This window comes from Pseudoalteromonas sp. G4, from assembly GCF_028875915.1.
GTDB lineage: Bacteria > Pseudomonadota > Gammaproteobacteria > Enterobacterales > Alteromonadaceae > Pseudoalteromonas.
In genome coordinates this window covers 1-17,413 of the sequence record NZ_JAPEHW010000009.1, presented here as the reverse complement: position 1 = coordinate 17,413, position 17,413 = coordinate 1, and the positions used below count along the sequence as shown (strand labels likewise).

17 protein-coding genes and 1 pseudogene are annotated in these 17,413 nt (G+C 37.1%); 10 read left to right on the top strand and 8 right to left on the bottom strand.

Annotated elements, in window-relative coordinates; genetic code table 11:
* Positions 1-73: 73 nt before the first annotated feature.
* A pseudogene (gene arfB / locus ON073_RS05280) lies at positions 74-450 on the bottom strand (alternative ribosome rescue aminoacyl-tRNA hydrolase ArfB).
* 186 nt (positions 451-636) lie between these two features.
* Positions 637-882 (bottom strand): DUF1294 domain-containing protein, encoded by a 246-nt coding sequence (locus ON073_RS05275; RefSeq protein WP_274760818.1) that lies wholly within the window; start codon positions 880-882, stop codon positions 637-639.
* Positions 883-1,165: 283 nt separating this feature from the next.
* Between ON073_RS05275 and ON073_RS05270 the strand changes: the two genes are divergently transcribed.
* Together ON073_RS05270 and ON073_RS05265 are read left to right on the top strand one after the other, a co-directional pair.
* Positions 1,166-2,119, top strand: a complete 954-nt coding sequence (locus ON073_RS05270) for a hypothetical protein (RefSeq protein ID WP_274760817.1) — start codon at positions 1,166-1,168, stop codon at positions 2,117-2,119.
* Between the two features lie 244 nt (positions 2,120-2,363).
* Entirely contained in the window at positions 2,364-3,680 is a 1,317-nt protein-coding gene (locus ON073_RS05265; RefSeq protein WP_274760816.1) for an MATE family efflux transporter, read from the top strand.
* On the opposite strand, the gene ON073_RS05260 is transcribed toward ON073_RS05265, so the two are convergent.
* On the bottom strand, positions 3,677-4,297 hold the full coding sequence (locus ON073_RS05260) for a hypothetical protein (protein ID WP_274760815.1): 621 nt from the start codon (positions 4,295-4,297) through the stop codon (positions 3,677-3,679). The genes ON073_RS05265 and ON073_RS05260 overlap by 4 nt on opposite strands.
* 151 nt (positions 4,298-4,448) lie before the next feature.
* Here ON073_RS05260 and ON073_RS05255 point away from each other — a divergent pair, with 151 nt between their 5' ends.
* Complete coding sequence (locus ON073_RS05255; RefSeq protein WP_274760814.1) at positions 4,449-5,141, top strand: glutathione S-transferase family protein; 693 nt, start codon at positions 4,449-4,451, stop codon at positions 5,139-5,141.
* Here the strand turns inward: ON073_RS05255 and ON073_RS05250 are convergent, their stop codons facing one another.
* Positions 5,142-6,113 carry a DUF4382 domain-containing protein gene (locus ON073_RS05250; RefSeq protein WP_274760813.1) on the bottom strand — a complete coding sequence of 324 codons (972 nt, stop codon included), beginning with the start codon at positions 6,111-6,113 and terminating at the stop codon, positions 5,142-5,144. It lies immediately after the preceding gene.
* A gap of 243 nt (positions 6,114-6,356) precedes the next feature.
* Here ON073_RS05250 and ON073_RS05245 point away from each other — a divergent pair, with 243 nt between their 5' ends.
* A complete protein-coding gene (locus ON073_RS05245) occupies positions 6,357-7,091 on the top strand; it encodes a glutathione peroxidase (protein ID WP_274760812.1) in 735 nt (244 codons plus the stop codon).
* 196 nt (positions 7,092-7,287) lie between these two features.
* Here ON073_RS05245 and ON073_RS05240 read toward each other — a convergent pair whose 3' ends face one another.
* Together ON073_RS05240 and ON073_RS05235 are read right to left on the bottom strand one after the other, a co-directional pair.
* Positions 7,288-8,058 carry a hypothetical protein gene (locus ON073_RS05240; RefSeq protein ID WP_274760811.1) on the bottom strand — a complete coding sequence of 257 codons (771 nt, stop codon included), beginning with the start codon at positions 8,056-8,058 and terminating at the stop codon, positions 7,288-7,290.
* Between the two features lie 115 nt (positions 8,059-8,173).
* Entirely contained in the window at positions 8,174-8,401 is a 228-nt protein-coding gene (locus ON073_RS05235) for a hypothetical protein (RefSeq protein WP_274760810.1), read from the bottom strand.
* A gap of 507 nt (positions 8,402-8,908) precedes the next feature.
* Here ON073_RS05235 and ON073_RS05230 point away from each other — a divergent pair.
* Positions 8,909-9,541, top strand: a complete 633-nt coding sequence (locus ON073_RS05230) for a LysE family translocator (protein WP_274760809.1) — start codon at positions 8,909-8,911, stop codon at positions 9,539-9,541.
* 181 nt (positions 9,542-9,722) lie between these two features.
* On the top strand, positions 9,723-10,031 hold the full coding sequence (locus ON073_RS05225; protein ID WP_274760808.1) for a hypothetical protein: 309 nt from the start codon (positions 9,723-9,725) through the stop codon (positions 10,029-10,031).
* Between the two features lie 87 nt (positions 10,032-10,118).
* On the opposite strand, the gene ON073_RS05220 is transcribed toward ON073_RS05225, so the two are convergent.
* The gene (locus ON073_RS05220; RefSeq protein WP_274760807.1) at positions 10,119-10,493 is read right to left on the bottom strand and encodes a nuclear transport factor 2 family protein; all 375 of its coding nucleotides are present in this window, start codon (positions 10,491-10,493) and stop codon (positions 10,119-10,121) included.
* A 419-nt stretch (positions 10,494-10,912) separates the two neighbouring features.
* Between ON073_RS05220 and ON073_RS05215 the strand changes: the two genes are divergently transcribed.
* The 3 genes from ON073_RS05215 (at position 10,913) to ON073_RS05205 (ending at position 13,521) form a co-directional block, all read left to right on the top strand.
* A complete protein-coding gene (locus ON073_RS05215; RefSeq protein WP_274760806.1) occupies positions 10,913-11,455 on the top strand; it encodes a rhomboid family intramembrane serine protease in 543 nt (180 codons plus the stop codon).
* 207 nt (positions 11,456-11,662) lie between these two features.
* On the top strand, positions 11,663-12,970 hold the full coding sequence (locus ON073_RS05210) for a hemolysin family protein (protein WP_274760804.1): 1,308 nt from the start codon (positions 11,663-11,665) through the stop codon (positions 12,968-12,970).
* A gap of 68 nt (positions 12,971-13,038) precedes the next feature.
* Entirely contained in the window at positions 13,039-13,521 is a 483-nt protein-coding gene (locus ON073_RS05205; protein ID WP_274760803.1) for an MgtC/SapB family protein, read from the top strand.
* 40 nt (positions 13,522-13,561) lie between these two features.
* Here the strand turns inward: ON073_RS05205 and ON073_RS05200 are convergent, their stop codons facing one another.
* The gene (locus ON073_RS05200; RefSeq protein WP_274760802.1) at positions 13,562-14,848 is read right to left on the bottom strand and encodes a M20 family metallopeptidase; all 1,287 of its coding nucleotides are present in this window, start codon (positions 14,846-14,848) and stop codon (positions 13,562-13,564) included.
* A 284-nt stretch (positions 14,849-15,132) separates the two neighbouring features.
* Here ON073_RS05200 and ON073_RS05195 point away from each other — a divergent pair.
* A partial coding sequence (locus ON073_RS05195) for a Calx-beta domain-containing protein (RefSeq protein WP_274760801.1) occupies positions 15,133-17,413 on the top strand: 2,281 nt, incomplete at its 3' end.

The window sequence follows — 17,413 nt, the reverse complement described above, 5'->3', positions numbered from 1 at the left end:
TATTGGGGAAATTTCAAGTAAAAAGTCGATTTTTTACATTTGTTAGTTGATTTTTTGAGCAAAACATCCCTTTTTACACAATTCTTCCTCGCATTGCTTTTGTTTGACTATGTTTCTTTTTGCTATCTAAGCGCGTTTTTTTTTCTGCACAACCATCGCGCTTTTTATCAGCAATTTCAATCGTTCAAGCGCATCTTGTTTGTTTTGCTCTTGTGTTCGAAATGACTGAGATTTAATGACTATGACACCATCATTTGTGATTCGACTGTCATTCAGAGACAATAATTTTTCTTTATATATTTGCGGTAACGTACTGTGCTTGATGTCAAATCTCAAGTGGATTGCTGAGGATACTTTATTGACATTCTGACCACCACTTCCTTGGGCACGAATAGCCGTTAATTCAATTTCCCAGTCAGAAATTGAAACAGTGTTAGAAATTTGTAACATTCATTTGTTCCGTACGACTCTTAGTAACCTTTATTATACCAAACTGGACAAATCATCTGATGGTTTTGATCTTTAATAATATTTACAGTCATTTACGATTAAAGTTTTCTAAATTTTAATGCTTATAAATGTTCGTGAAATACATATATTTTGAAATTGTCTTGTAGGTATTGTGTTAAGCTAGTTTTACAAGATATGAGGATAAATTAGGTAAAATAATAAACAAAGCATATTCATTACAATAGAAATATAAAGATGCTTTTTAAAGGGTTGTTTAACAGTTTTATGGCGGAACACATGTTGTCCAAGCACTGCACCTGGCCATCCTCCTAAAACACTGTAAATGTGTAAAGTACTCTCAGGCACACGAGCTTTGTCACGCTTAGCTTTGAATTTATCAATACCATACACAACAAATGCAAATACACTCATAACACAATAGATTGCCAACAATTGGCTCTTTATGAAATTTAAAAAACACAATACAATCAAAACAATTGAAAAGAAGAATACGAGTAACATACAGCAATACACTACTTAATTAACGGCTCAAAAACGCTAGTATGCTACATGAAAATGAAGAATTGAGAAAAAACTGTTTTCAAATCTATTCACTATCTATAGCCTAATAATTCGCTCCCAAACTTTATAACTGCTCAATTATCAATCGAACCTGCCGATAACTTGATATGTACCCGTTTAAGTTGGTTTTGTTATGAAAATTGAAAGCTCAGCGGTAACACTTGAAAATCACCATGTGAGTGAATTTGTAAAAACGCGCATTGAAACGCCAATTGAGCCGCCAATTCAAGCTCATGATCAATCGCAGGCAAACAGTGTTGAAGAACAAAATTCCACCCTTGAGATGAAAGATAATGCAAAGGTAATGATCCTCAAGCTGCTAGTACAAAAACTAGCAGGCAAAGACATAGAGTGGTTTAATCAGGATGAATTTACTGCGGCGAATTTAGCTGCTAAAACAACACCAACAGCACAAAATGATGATGCAGAACAAGGGGCTACTCAGGTGATTGTTGAAGAGCTTCACCATGAACACCAAGCCAACTCGCTTAAAATGGCCGGAAAAATAACAACGGCTGCCGGTCGCGATATTAGCTTTGAATTTAAGCTTAATTTTGAGCAAAGCTTTACCGAGTATCAGCGCTCAATTGAAACAATCAATATGAAAGATCCGCTTATTATTAGTTTTATAAGTAAACCGGTTGAATTTGGCGAAAGCACGCATCAATTTGATATTGATGCTGATGGCAACCAAGACACTTTAACCCAACTTGGAAAAGGCTATGGTTATCTCGCATTTGATCGCAATAACAATGGCAAAATTGATGACGGACAAGAATTGTTTGGCGCTTTGAGTGGTAACGGCTTTGCTGATCTTTCGCTATACGATGAAGATGGTAACGGCTTTATTGATGAAAATGACGTAATCTTTGATTCGTTAAAAATATGGGTAAAAAATAGCGCCGAGGATAAGTTAGTTTCCTTGGACGATGCAAATATTGGGGCTATCGCAACACAAAGTGTTAATTCACCCTTAAATATTCGCAATGACAATGGCGAATTAAAAGGGGCAATCCGACAATCTGGTTATTATCTTAACAATGATGGTAATGCAGGCCTTATTCAACAAATTGATTTTGTAGTTTAATGTCTGCAAAAGATAGTATAAATATGCTTAGCAGAAGCGGTTTATAACCAGTATGTGTTGTTTGTATTTTTTTATTCTATCAGCGACATAAACACTTACATTCTGTACACATATTCACGTATTTATTCTTGTATGCTGCATTTTTTTATAAGATTTAAATATCAGCATAATGCAAACAACGAGTCTTCATCCATATTTGGTCAGCTCCCCCTGGCGAGCAATTGTTAATTCAAGCTCTTTATTAATGCCAGCAATTTTTATGCTGCTGCTATTTGATGTCCTCGAATCGAGTCTGATTGCATCACACAGTGATAATAGCTTATCACTATTTGGTTATTTTTTGCCGCTTGTTATCTCTATGAATGCGATAGCAATAGCCATTGCGGTCCGCTCAAATATGATTTTGGTAAAAGAACAACAGCATCAAAAATCATTTATTCCAACGCTCTTTATATTTACACTTATTGTAACCAGCGCTTTATTAGTTACCTTGTATTTTGGCCGAGATCATTACAGCGAATTAGTCAATTTAAATGTATGGTTATCACAGTTCAACAAAGGGGAATTAGCCCATTATCAAAGTGAAATCGCTCTCTTTTACGAATACAAAATTGCTTCATTTTTACCACTGGTTTTGGTTTGGCAAAGTAGCAGTGTAATGCGTGCTTTAGGCTGGTGTCATTTCTCAGCTATGTATTTACTCGCTTGGATGACAAGCAAAACCGTGCTTTTGTTATTAATTATCGATAATCAAAGCCCAACTTTAATTTCAGATCTTGCACAGCTCCATTTTGTTGTGGATAGTTGCTTTGCGCTTGCTGCCCTGCTTATTTTTATTGTTTACAAGCGTATCGACTTTAAAATTATCTGTCTCAAAACCTTGTTTAGCGATAAACGGCTATCATTACTTCTGACCTTACAGCAACTCGCACCTGCTCTATCTTTATTTATCCTCACCATTTTTTTAAGCCGCATTGGCACAGAGTATGTAGGTGCATTTGCCATTATTTTCCGTTTAGAAATGTTACTGTTAGTTTTACCTATGGTTTTGACTGCAGCATTACCAGCGGTCATCGGCATTAACTATTGGGCGAAACAGGTAAAACGTTGTAAAAAAATAATCAGCCATGTATTAATTTCACTGGTAGTAATTCAATCCCTCATTGGCATTTTACTGCTGGTATTCAAAAGTGATGTTTTATTCTTTTTGTGTCCCGATTGTGAACAAAAACGAGTTATTTTGAACTACTTAAGTTATGTGCCTTTTACTTACTTCTTTTTAGCCATTGCACTTCTAGCGCCTTCTTGTCTAAATGCGATTGGTTATGTATTTGATGCAAGTAAAGTTATTGTGATACATCGTTTAGTGCTTGTGCCATTACTAAGCTTGAGTGGTGTCTATTTTGCTGGAAGCCAAGGGTTATTTATCGGTTTAAGCTTGGCTCATGCTTTTGTTGGTTTGTATGTTTTATACAGATATAAAAAACAAGAAAGTATTGGTTTAAGTGAGCACAATCAAAATGATATTACAGCTATCAAACAAGGCTCTGCTATTAATTAAAACGCCTTATAAAAGGCGCCAAGCGCTAGCAGTACCTCTTGATCATCGTCACTTAATGCCAGTTTTGTTTGCAATCTAGAGTCAAAAGGGCTTTCAGCAACACTGACTAAATGCGTTAAATAGGCATCAGTATGCTGGATCATACTAAGTACTTTGCCTTGAATATTAAAAATACATAACGCAAGTTCATTTGATGCCAATAATTCTAACTGTTTCACGGCTAAACTTATTTTCAATCGGTCATTCGCAACTACCTGTCGCTTATCACTAATAAGCTGAAGCAATTGTTTTTTTAATTGTGCTTCTTTTTTAGGATTATTTAATTCCACTACTGCATTAATGTCTTCTAAGAATACTTTTGAGGCATTATCAAGTTCATCGGCAATTACAGATTTATGACGATAAATCATTTCGCCTAACAAACTCTGAAATACAATCAGTTGAGACGCTGTCATCTCAAATAATTTCAAATGCGCTTCATTTCCATTTCCGGTTTTAAGCTTATATAAGGAACTTCGCGATATTCGCTCATTAAAGAAAATGATTGCGATTAATACAATCAAGGCGCACAGTACAAATTGTGGATTACTTTCAATTAATGAGAGGATTTCTGTCATAGTGTTATTTTTCAATTTTATAATTACTTTAGCTATCGGACACTTGCATACTAAACACTGATAAACTTATTTTTACATAGGCAAGTTAAGCTACTGACACTCGCTGACAAAACTACAGCGTATTATGTGCAAAAACAACAAGGACAGTAAAATGATTACAATATATGAATTTCCTCCTGCTTTTGGACTCACCAATGCAAGTCCATTTGCACTAAAACTCCAAGCTTATTGCAAACTTGCTAACATTGATTATCAAGTTAAATATCGCATTGATTCAGAAAAAATGCCAAAAAAGAAGTTTCCTGTTGCCATTATTAACAATGAAATGGTTGCAGATTCAAACATTATTTTGGCAACCCTTGAACAAAACGCCAAGCTCGATGCAAATCTCTCTAAAGAACAGCATGCAATTGGCTATCTAATTAAAGAATTAGTAGAAGAGAAGCTATATTGGAGCTTAGTGTTTAGTAGATGGGTTGACGAGGAATTTTGGCCTTTAACTAAGCAGGAGTTATTTTCAGAGATGCCGGCACTGTTAAAATTGTTTGTGCCTAATTTGGTAAGAAAGAACTTAATTAAAAGTATTTATGCCCAAGGCTTAGGCCGCCATAGCAAAACACAAATCTATGACTTTGCCGTTGAAGCAATTGAACATTTGGCCAGTTTATTGGGTGATAAACCTTATTTTGTAACAGATCGAATGACACAATACGACGCAGCCGCTTATGCAACACTTACCAATTTACTTAATGGAAAACTGAGTACGCCAATAAAAACAGCGATTGAAAACAAACCTAACCTTGTTGCTTATATCAATCGCTGTTATGAATCATGCGGTGTTTAACTAAAAATTAGCTTCGCTTGTATTACCTGAGGTCACTGTAATAGATGTACTTTGACCTTCTGGTGATGGGATCACTAAACCATCAAATTGGATATTGTCATCTACTAAATCATTACAGCGTAGAGCCACCATGTAATCACCCGCTTTGACAAAACCAAACTCATAGCTACCTTCAGTTGTTACAACGGTTGATGCAAGAGGCGCAGTCGCAGTTGGCACTTCTCCTGTGAAAGCTTCATCTTCACTATCAAACAAATCACCAAACTCAGTAGTATCGCCCGGGTACATATACACTGTACATGTACCTAAATTGAGATATTCAGATGAAATAGTACCAGCAATAGTGCCCGAGCTACCCACAACTTTAATACCATGTGGTTTTAAAATAAAACCATTTTTAGCTGGGTTGTTGCCTCGCTGTACTAGGGATGTTCTTAAATCAAATTCAATGGTGTAAGCTGGAGTATCACCAACTTGCACTAAACTTGCGTCAACCGCAAACTCACCTAGGCGCAAACGCGAGCTAGGCACTTTAATAGCGTATAATGTCGCGTCATTATCAAGCTCAACATAAGAGCCTGCATCGATAATTACGAGTTCTAGTTGATAGTTACCTTCGTCAAGTACAATGCCAGCCAGCTCATCAATAATTTTCTTTTGATCTGCACCTTGATAATCAAGTAAGTTAGTGACAATCGAAGATGCGCTAGAACCATCTTCCATAACAAACTCTTCAACTAAAATTTCTTCTGCTGCATCACCAGAATCAGTTAGTCTAATGATTTTAATTGTATCTATTTCAAGCACTACTGCGATTGCATCGTCAACAGGTGCATCGCTCAGTCCTAATGAAAATTTTGCTTGTTCAACACCTGTCACAGGTGGCACAACAACATCATTATCATTGGAAGAAGAACTGCCTCCACATGCAGCTATTAATGCGGATAACAAAATAATTAAATAGTTTTTCATGATTGCCCCAACTTTTCATAATTACCAACATTATAGTAGTAGAGAGAACAGGATTTGATACGTCATTATGATGATATTTATTCTTATTTTGTAATTAATCAAAGCTAACAGTATATCTTTTAGTCATTACCGCAATTCGATTTGTTTTTTAGATTGAATCGAGCAGTATAATTCATTGGATTGATTGCTTATTAAAAGACATACTTATCTCAATTCAACAAAAACCAAATCAAGGGCGTAATAATGTTAAATGATATTTCTGGACAATCAGTACCACAGGTTAGCTTACCAATTTTTGCTAATAACCAATGGCAAACACTGACCTCTGATGACCTATTTAAAGGTAAGACTGTTGTGGTATTTTCTTTGCCGGGAGCATTTACACCAACGTGCTCTTCAACACATTTACCGCGTTTTAATGAATTAGCCAATACCTTCAAAGCAAATGGCGTTGACGATATTTTATGTGTATCAGTAAATGACAGCTTCGTGATGGCCGCTTGGGCTAAAGAGCAAGAAGCCGAACACATCAGGCTTATTCCTGACGGCACAGGTGAGTTCACTCATGGTATGGGCATGTTAGTAGATAAAAGCGAGATTGGTTTTGGCAAGCGCAGTTGGCGTTATTCAATGCTTGTGAAAGATGGCATTATTGAAAAAATGTTTATTGAGCCTGAAGTTGAAGGCGACCCATTTGAAGTATCCGATGCAGATACAATGTTAGATTACATTAATCCAAATGCAATCAAACCAAAACCGGTGTCGTTGTTCACAAAACCAAACTGCCCATATTGTCAAAATGCGAAACGACTTTTAGACAAGCATGGCTATAACTATGAAGAGATTGTACTTGGCAAAGATGCATCATTAACAAGCTTAAAAGCAATGTCTGGCCGCGATACCGTGCCGCAAGTGTTTATTGGTGGCAAACACATTGGTGGTTCGGATGATTTAGAAACTTACTTCCAATCATTGTAAAAAAATAATAAAGCCTGCATTTGCAGGCTTTATTTATACCAATTTTATTAACTACTATGTCATTACTGCGAGTTAAACGCCTCATTAACTGCGTTAAAAAATCCTCATGTAGAGCAACTACACATTAAATTTTTCGCCTTGTTTATGAACCGTTTCTCTGTCGCAATAAGTGACCTATCAATTAATGCAATTGGTATTAAAAGCAGAACTCAAGATTAATATTTGCACCAGTTTCGTTATTGCTACGGTTAAACCAATCAGCTCTGTGATGAACAATTTCGCCTGTTAAAACTAACCAAGTTAAAAACTCATATTCTAAAGCTAAGCTTACGCCATAAGCTTTACCTTTATCTGAAAAACGATCGCCTACACACGTTCTGTCATAACCACAGCCTTGGTTTACTTGCTCATGATTTACATCATCATAACTTTCAAGAAGGTAATAGCTCCCGTCTATATCGCCATCTTGATAAAAAACGCTGCCATACATTAGTGTCTGTTTATTAAAACGATAACCCGCAATCATCGAAAGATCATAACTTTTTTGTTCCAGTGACCAATTATTATAAGCACGTGTTGCACTTTCATTGCGCTTTGAATATATATAACCAACACTTGTAGCAAGCGAGACATTACCACTTTGCTTTTCTTCTTCTGGAGCACCAAACCACTGGTACTTCATACTAAGTTGCTGCTCACCATTATCAACATAGCGCGCTTCAAAACCATGGCTTAATGTCATGGCCGCAGAAAAGCGAAGTGCTGAATCTCTATCTGCTTTTTTGCTATTATTATTTGATATTTCATTGGATGTATCGGAGCCAACTGCTAATTTAAAATTAAAAGGCTGGCTATTTACTTCTGGGCTATTAAAGCGCGCCATGCGTGGTTTAACTTCAGGAGTAGATTCACATCCTACAAGAGCAACACTGGCTAATACCAGTGACATTGAAATTAAATTTTCCAAAAGAAAATCCGTTTATTTTTAGATAGTTGAATAGTACGAACTTTTTCGTTATTAAGGCAAGGCCAAATTGTAAATCAACGTAATTGAAAAAAAGCCAGCATCCGCTGGCTTTTGGTTATTTTTCTTTTTGTTCGTCACTTGGTTGTGGTTTTTCTTCTTTTTGCTCTCTTACAATGGCGATTGTATGTTCAATTTTGGGATCAGGTAATACCATATTAACCAAAGCACCAAATACAACTGCGCCAGTTTTACGCTTTTTTGCCCAGCCAATCATCTTCCAGCAAAGCAACATCAAGAAAGCCGACGCAAATACCAAAACAAACAAGGTGATTACTTGTGTCATAATTTTCCTTATCTTTTAAGTTGTTAAATAATCAAAAAAGATAAGCAGTCATATTTGGCAGTATGATTGATTAAAAAGATAACTTTCGCGAATTAAAAAATTTATAAACGGGCAGCTGTAAAGTGAATTCGCTGATTTTCGCAAGTTAAAACGATTAGCAAAAACTTTTAAGGTCGAATAATCTATAAATGTTTTAACAGAACTGTTATTACTTGCTAAGTGTGTTAGGTGTTGAAAGGAGTTTAACGTTTGTTGATGAGATGGAATAACTGAGCGTGCTAAATTAAACGGTAACAACGAAAATATAACAAATAAAATTATTAGCGTTGTTTTAAGCACCGTTTTCTTCCTTTTCTTTGGCCTACCCCATCAAAATTAATATGGGCTTTTCTTAACAATTCAATGCTTATACAAACCAAGGTGAAAATTTTTGATAATCATTAAATAATTGTCTTTGTTTTCTTGTTAAAAATGCTAGCTTAAAGAAAAAACGTTGAAGGTTTCAAAATGGATATAAGTACATGGACACTCTATTTTATTGCGGTGCTCATTTTAACCGTGTCGCCTGGCCCCAGCGCACTTTTTTGTATGTCAAAAGCCATTACCTCAGGAAAACGTTCGGGTATATATGCAGCGCTCGGTAGCTTAACTGCAATCACTCTAATTTTGAGTTTATCTTTTACAGGGTTAGGCGTGATAATTGCTACATCAGAGCTTGCGTTTAATATTATTAAATGGCTTGGTGCAAGTTATTTGATTTACCTTGGTATAAAGGCGTTATTGTCAAAGAGCACTGGTTTTGCGCTCACTGATATACCAGATAAAAATAATCAGCAAAGCATGCAGCACTTTATTAGTGGCTTTACAATTGGAGCAAGTAACCCCAAAGCCATTGTGTTTTTTACAGCGCTATTTCCACAATTTATTAACCCAGGTGAGTCACTTTTAACACAATACCTTATTTTTTCAGGTACATTTATCTTACTAGAACTGACCTGGTTGTTGTTTTATGTCATGCTAGGCGTTAAGTCTTCAAAGTGGTTGTTCGAAAAAGGTCGCACTGCATTTTTTAATAAACTCTCTGGCAGCGTGTTTATTGGTGCAGGCGCATTGCTTTCAATGTCAAATAGAAGCGAGTGAATACTGTCATTAATAAAATACTTAGAAACCCTTATTTTAAAAGGAATTAAGATAAAAGACTGGTTTTCTTTTGAGGGTAATTAGTTTTATAGTGGCTTCACGCTTTTAAATTTTACAACATCAGAAACTACAAACGTTTAGTTTAATACCCGTTGTGAAAGCTTTGAGGAATAACATTTTAATGAAAACCGTTTTAGTTACATTAGCCAGTCTTTGTTTGATGGTGTCTCCACTTCACGCCAAAAATGATAAACACAATAAAGGTAACAGCTTACCACCTGGCCTTCAGAAAAAAGTGGCTCGCACAGGTGAATTACCTCCAGGATGGCAAAAGAAAATTCAGGTTGGTAAACCTATCGACCGTGAAATTTATAGCCACAGCAAGATTATTGCACCGGTTGACCACAAAGGGTTAATCACCGTAAACATCGATGGCAGAATAATCCGCCTGATTGAAGCAACTCGTGAAGTTGTGAAAATTCTAAAATAGTAAACTACAACATGGATGTTGTAGTTTCTTCTTATTAAATTACGTTGTATAACCCTCAATCAATTTGAGTGGTGATTCAATAACCATTTAAACTAAAGTAAATTCATCACAAGGCGTACCTTGGTGGTACTTCATTTGCCATGCACCATTATTGAGTACCCAAATAGATGATCTTTTAGCAAAATAGCTGGCCGAGCCATCTTTACTAACCCATGCTGTTTTGTACAACATTAAAAATACTGAATATTCTAACTGAATACATTCATAGTCTTGCGCATGGACATGTCCGCTTGGTTGCTTTTCCGAAGACATCATTTCAATAATGGTTTTGAATGAAAATGATGTGCCCGATTGGCCTACTTCACGAAATTCAGGATGAATTAAACGGATAATTTCACGTTTATTGTGGCGAGTTTCATAGTTATGAAGTGATTCCTCTTGTTCTATCAATAGTTCTTTCAAGTGAACGCCTCGCAATTCTTACCCTTTACTTTGTTATAACGCAAAACAACTAAAGATCAATGATTAAGCGAGCATCTTTCGATTTTATAATGGCTACTGATTACCAAAATTACTTTTCACGTTAGCTCATATTCACTAGCAAATATGAGCTTGAGGCAGTTATTATCGAGAAATTTTAGATATGCTTGCTGTTATGACACATTTAAAACGCAATAAAGCGAGAGTATTGAGACTTACAATAGATTTAAATCACTCCGGCAATTTATATTGCTACAACTTTAGTCAGTCGACTATTGTAAATGTTAAAGCCAATTTGTTTTTGCGAAAAAATATGAGTTAATAAAAATAACTGTTGCTCAGAGAAGTAAGGCGTTAAAGTAAAATCACTTAGTTGAAAAAAACTAGGTGCCTTTTATTTTATGAGAGCCACTATTGATATGCTAATTAAACAACCATTACATATTATTTGCATTTTGCTCGTCATTCTCTTTGGGGTGCAAATTTTAAATACTATTACTGCAGGGTTAGTTTCAAATTTCGGCATATACCCACGATACATCAACGGCTTAATCGGGATCCCACTGGCACCTTTTATACACCACAGTTGGCAACATTTATTGTCAAATGCGGCCCCCTTAGCAGTGCTTGCATTTATTGTGTTGCAACAAGGTCTAAAGCGTTTTACGTTATGGCTTTTTGCCAGTGAAGGTTTTCATGCAGGGGCTAGCACATTGGTTTTTGGGCTAATAGGTTACATTATTTGTAACGCTATTTTTAGTCGTAATATTTTTAATTTGATGCTAGCTGCAATTATTTGTTTTTTGTATGCCAGTGTTATTTATTCGCTTACTCAGTTTGTACCTGGTGTAAGTTGGAGTAGCCATTTCTTCGGTTTTATTGCGGGTTGCATTGCAGGAAAGCTCTTTTTAAGTAAACAGCAAAAATCGCAAGCTCATTATTAAAATCGATCAACCCCTTTATACTCAAAACACAGTTGCATTCCTGTTGCAAATAGCGCAGCAAATACAAACCCTAACCAACTGAAATTTAATTAAAAAATTTATTTGTAAAAAGTAATTGCAGCAAAGTGAAACTTGCATAATAATTGCGCGCTTTTTAATGTATTTCAGATTAAAAAGCATATGCTCATCTTTTGTTTGGAGAACGCTATGAGTGACTTGCTGGGTATAAGCATTTTAATCATTTTTGGTGCCTTATTTGCTATGTCGGAAATTGCCATTGCCGCAGCACGTAAAATTAAATTACGTGTTATGGCTGACGAAGGTAACAAAAAAGCGCAAGCAGTTTTACGGCTACAAGAACAACCGGGTGGTTTTTTTGCCATGATCCAAATTGCATTGAATGCGATTGCCATTTTAGGCGGTATCATGGGTGAACAAACGCTTACTCCTTATACCTCTCAGTTGGTAAATTTGGTTTATAACGGACAACATGCTGATCAAATCAGTTTTTTCCTGTCGTTTTTAGCAATTACCTCGTTATTTATTTTATTTGCTGACTTACTACCTAAGCGCATTGCGATGATCATGCCTGAATCTGTCGCAATCAGAGTGGTTAGTTTGATGAATTTGTTAACCTTTGCTCTCACCCCATTGGTAATGTTTTTCAATGGTATTAGCAATGTGGTTCTGCGAATTTTTAAACTACCTACAAAGCGCGAAGAAATTGTCACCACGGAAGATATCGTTGCCGTAATGGAAGCTGGTGCCCAAGACGGTTCATTGCAACAGCAAGAGTATCAACTGATAGGCAATGTATTTGAACTTGAGGGCCGCACATTACCCACAGTAATGACCACACGTGATTCGATTGTATTTTTTGATATTAACGATAGTAGTGAAACAATCAGCAACAAAATTTTAGAAAACCCTCACCACCAATTTTTAGTGTGTGATGGACAGTTGGATAAACTGCTTGGCACCATTGAATCAAAAACTATTTTGCATCAGTTATTGAATGGTGGAAAAGCCGAACTCAGTTTACAAGCTTTAAACAAAGATTTGCTGTATTTACCGGAAACACTAACGCTTTCAGACGCATTAAATGCATTTAAATCTGCATCTTCTCAGTTTGCTGTTGTGGTAAATGAATACGCGCTGGTTGTAGGCGTGATTACATTAAAAGATTTAATGAGCAGCTTTATGGGTGACTTAGTGCCATTTAGTGGCGATGAACAAATAGTTAAACGCGATGCAAACTCTTGGTTAGTTGATGGCGCAACACCTATTGTCGATGTTAAGAAATTACTTGAAATTGATGAATTTCCTGACGAAAGTTATTATGAAACTTTAGCTGGATTTATCATTTATAAAATGAAACGAATGCCCAAATGTGCCGACTTTGTGCTACATGCTGGATATAAATTTGAAGCGGTAGATATTGACGGAATTCGTGTTGATCAATTACTGATCACCCATCTTGAATCAAGTGAAACAGCAACGTCTGAAAATTTATAAAATAAATAAAACAACAACTTAAACAGGCAGTTAAATTTATTGCCTTTATAACCTAAAAGAGAGAAACATTGGAACTAACAACCCTTTTTTCAATTTCACCGTTTGAATGGTCTAAAATTGCCGCTGCTATTTGCTGTGGATTTATCGTTGGACTAGAAAGACAACTTCGCGGCAAACCTGTTGGTATTCGTACCTCTGCACTTATTGTACTTGGTACATATATGTTTATTGCGGCTTCAAATTCATTAAATAATGATGTAACCGATACATCACGCATTATTGGCCAAGTTGTTACCGGTGTTGGCTTTTTGGGTGCAGGCGTAATGCTTGCTAAAGACGGTATTGTGGTAGGTGTTACCTCAGCCGCAACCATTTGGGTACTTGCCGCCATTGGTGTTGCTGTTGATATCGCAGGTGAATTAAGTGCAATAAAGCTCAGTGTTTTGGTAGTAGGTATATTATATGGTGTGGATGTATTAGAAGACTACTTTACATCGCTGACTCAAGGCGTGCATGCAAAGTTTCATGATTGGAAAAAGCGAAAAAGATAACCACATTACTAATATCAGTTTCGCTTTTCAGATTAAGTAGTTACTTAGCCATTGCCATATAGTCTAGTGCAAAATTAGTTAAGGCTTCTGTGCCTATTTTAAATGAAGACTCATCGGCAAAAAAGTAAGGCGAATGATTGCTCGGTGCATCTATAGGATCTGTTCCTTTTGGTGTACCGCCCAAAAATACAAATAATCCCGGTACTTCCATTGCATAGAATGAGAAATCTTCAGCACCAGTAATTTTTGGCATTTCAATTAAATTCCCCTTACCTGTCACCTTTTCAAGCGTTGGTAGCATTTTTTCTGTTAATTTAGGGTCATTAACGGTTACCGGATAGCCTTCATAGATAGTCACATCAGCGGTATTACCAGACGATAACGCGATATGCTCTGCCGTGGTTTTAATTTTCTTGAAAATTTTTTGACGGTTGTCCATATCAAAATTACGAATTGTGCCTACCATTTCCACTTGTTCAGGAATGATATTATTACGTACCCCACCTGCTATTTTACCAAACGATACAATAGCTGGCTCTTTTGTAATATTAATTTGGCGACTGACAATATGGTTTACCCCTGTCACGATTTGCGCCGCGGCAGCAATTGGATCTGCGCCTGCCCAAGGTGTTGAACCATGAGTTTGCTCCCCTTTAACGGTAATTTCAAAGCGATCCGCACTGGCCATGGCTGGCCCACTGCGATAACCAATTTGGCCAACATTTAATTTCGAAGTGATATGTAATCCAAAGGCCACATCTGGTTTGTATTTTTTAAAAATACCTTCTTTAAGCATCAATTCAGCACCACCCTCTTCACCTTGTGGTGCGCCTTCTTCAGCAGGTTGAAAAACAAACATCACATTACCAGCTAGCTCATTTTTCATGTTTGCCAAAACTTCTGCAGCCCCCATTAACATCGCAACATGAGTATCATGGCCACACGCATGCATTATGCCTACATCAACACCGCGATAATTAGTCGTTTTTGTCGACTTAAAAGGCACATCTGTTTTTTCGGTTACTGGTAATGCATCCATATCTGCTCGTAACATAACAGTTGGCCCTGGTTTAGCACCTTTTAATAATCCCACTACGCCGGTATAAGCGATACCTGTTTCGACTTCCATGCCCAATGATTTTAAGTGTGCTGCCACAATGCCAGCTGTGCGGGTTTCTCTGTTACCAAGTTCGGGGTTTTGGTGGAAATCACGTCGCCACTCAATCACTTTTGGTTCAGTTTGTTTAAAGAGTGAATTAAGGTCACTTGATGCATATGTACCCAATGAAAAACACGATAATACGAGGGCAAGCAGTGTTTTATTCATGCATAAATTCCTGTCGTTTTTATTATTAGTTCACTACAACAATACCATCAAAAGCGTGCTAAGCAATTAACCTAAAGTCCAAAGTCAATATAAGGTCAAACCATCGCGAAAATAGTACTGAATAATTATTCATATTCTCTGAATTGAACACTCACGTAGTGTGATAAAGTGTAATAACTTTCTCATATTTTTTTCTGATAAATATTTTATTTTCGTACCTATTTCGCGTAAAATCGCGAAAAAATTTCCACTAATTATAAGCTGTTAGCAATTTGGAGCCCCCTATGAAACTAAATGCTGTTCGTACACTTGTGTGTGCAGCCCTTGCTACCTCTGGATTTTCTGCACATTCGAAGTGCCATAGTCCTATGTACGGTATTGCAAGTGATGCTGGTCAAGGTGTAATTCACACACTAGATGAATACACAGGCCAAAGCCTGTCGAACTCAATCGCTTTATACGATTCTGCCGCAATTGCGCTCGATAAAGACAGTCAGCGTTTATATTATGTTTCTGTGCCTCAAACTAATGGCGTAAGTTACTTAGCTTACTACGATATTAATGCAGGTTCTCATCATCAAGTTGGCAAAACAAAGTTTACTTACCGACTTGTAAGTGATCCTGAACAAAACCTATTATGGGCAGCACATGACGACACGCTTTTCACTATCGATCCAAACACAGGTTATGCGTCAATTTATGGTGAATTAACCGGCTTTCGTAATGAACAAGATAAGAACTGGGGTGATTTAACCTTTATCGGTGACACCTTATATTTAGTGAGCAAAAACAGTATTTATCGGGTCGATACAGATGCATTAACCGTTGAAATTGTTAATAAGCACAATTTGGCTTTAGCAACTGGGGCAGCTAAAAACCATGTTGGTGAATTAATTGTTTCTCGCCAAGACAACTTAGGTGGCTCTGAGTTTTTTGCTTATGATATGGGTAAATCATCGCTCAGCTATTTATCGACAAGCAGCCATCGTTTTACTGACTTAGCAGCCGCAAACTGTGGGACAGGTGGCTCTGATTCATCTGGCGGTGAAGATAGCTATTACAAAATCAGTGCAGTATATAGCTTAGATAAAAGCCCAGAAGAAGGCGATGAAGCGCATCTGCGTGTTAAATTCAACAAAGACCTTGATGAAGAAAAGGATCTTAATCTAAAACTTAGCAGCGGCACTGCACAAAAAGGACAAGATTTCGATACGACAGCATTTGTTTCGTTTAATCGTGGTGAAAGCTACCCATACGTCATTGATCTTGCTAGCCCTCAAAAAATAAGCGTGCCACCTGGTGGCCGCCATATTGATATTTTGATTGGCCTAAATAATGATGGCAAAGATGAAAATACCGAATATTTCACACTTGAAGCATGGCACCGAGAGACGCTTTCAGACCGCTTAACACTTAATCAAGATATTCTAGACCCTTCAAGTAATCAGGGTGATTTGCGTGTAAATGCTGTTTACTCACGTCATACTGATGATTTAGTAGAAGAAGGCCGTACCATTAAGTACCGCTTGAAATTCAATAAAGAGTTGGTATTACCAACGCCTTTAACCCTTGAAATTGAAGGGTCATCTGCAACTAAAGGTGATGATTTTTCAACGCTTGCAAAAGTCTCTTTTGACCGCGGCGAAACATTCGTAGAAAACGTTGATCTAGCAACACGTAAAGAAATCTTAGTGCCACCTGGTGGGCGATATGTCGACATTCAATTTGAATCCTATGAAGACGATTTAGAAGAAGGGTTTGAAGCCCTAAAACTACATGCTTGGCACCGAGCAGACCAATCTGACCATGAATTTGAAATTGTGCGTTTGCATGATGAAGATGCAGACCTCGACCTTGCAAAAGATGCCGTGCATTCTGTATTCGCCTTAGACAGTAACGTGGAAGAAGGCGAATTTGTTACTTTCAGAGTTAAATTTAATCAAGCATTAACAGAAGATACAAAATTACGCCTACGCTTAAATGAAGGTGCTGCTGAAGCATCTAAAGATTATAACCCACTTGCAGAAATATCCCTTGATGGTGGCATTACATGGCCAATGGAATATGATTTATCGTCTAAGCAGCGACCTCGCATTCCTGAAGGTACTGAGTATGTCGATGTTCGAGTACATACTTGGCGTGATGATGAAGCTGAAAGTACTGAAGACTTTAATTTAGCAGCGTATCTAATTAGTGGTGGCAAGGATACACAAACGGCAACCGTTACTATCAGCGATCGCAGCGAAAACACTGGTGATTTCCCTGAGGTTGCTAGTATTACTGCAACACCATTTAAAGTAACTGAAGGCAATGCCGCACTATTTAACGTGTGTTTAGATGGTACCACCAGCCAAACACAAGATTACTACCTAGAAATAAACCCAAATACTGCAACAATTGCTGATATTGATACCACTGCGTTTGTTAGTTTTGACCAAGGGGTTTCTTTCACCAACGAGTTAAACTTAGCGAGCGCTGCAACAGTTGCCGTTCCACAAGGTTTAACTTGCTTTGATGTGAAGGTAAATACCCTAAAAGACTCATTAGATGAACAAAGCGAAGCGT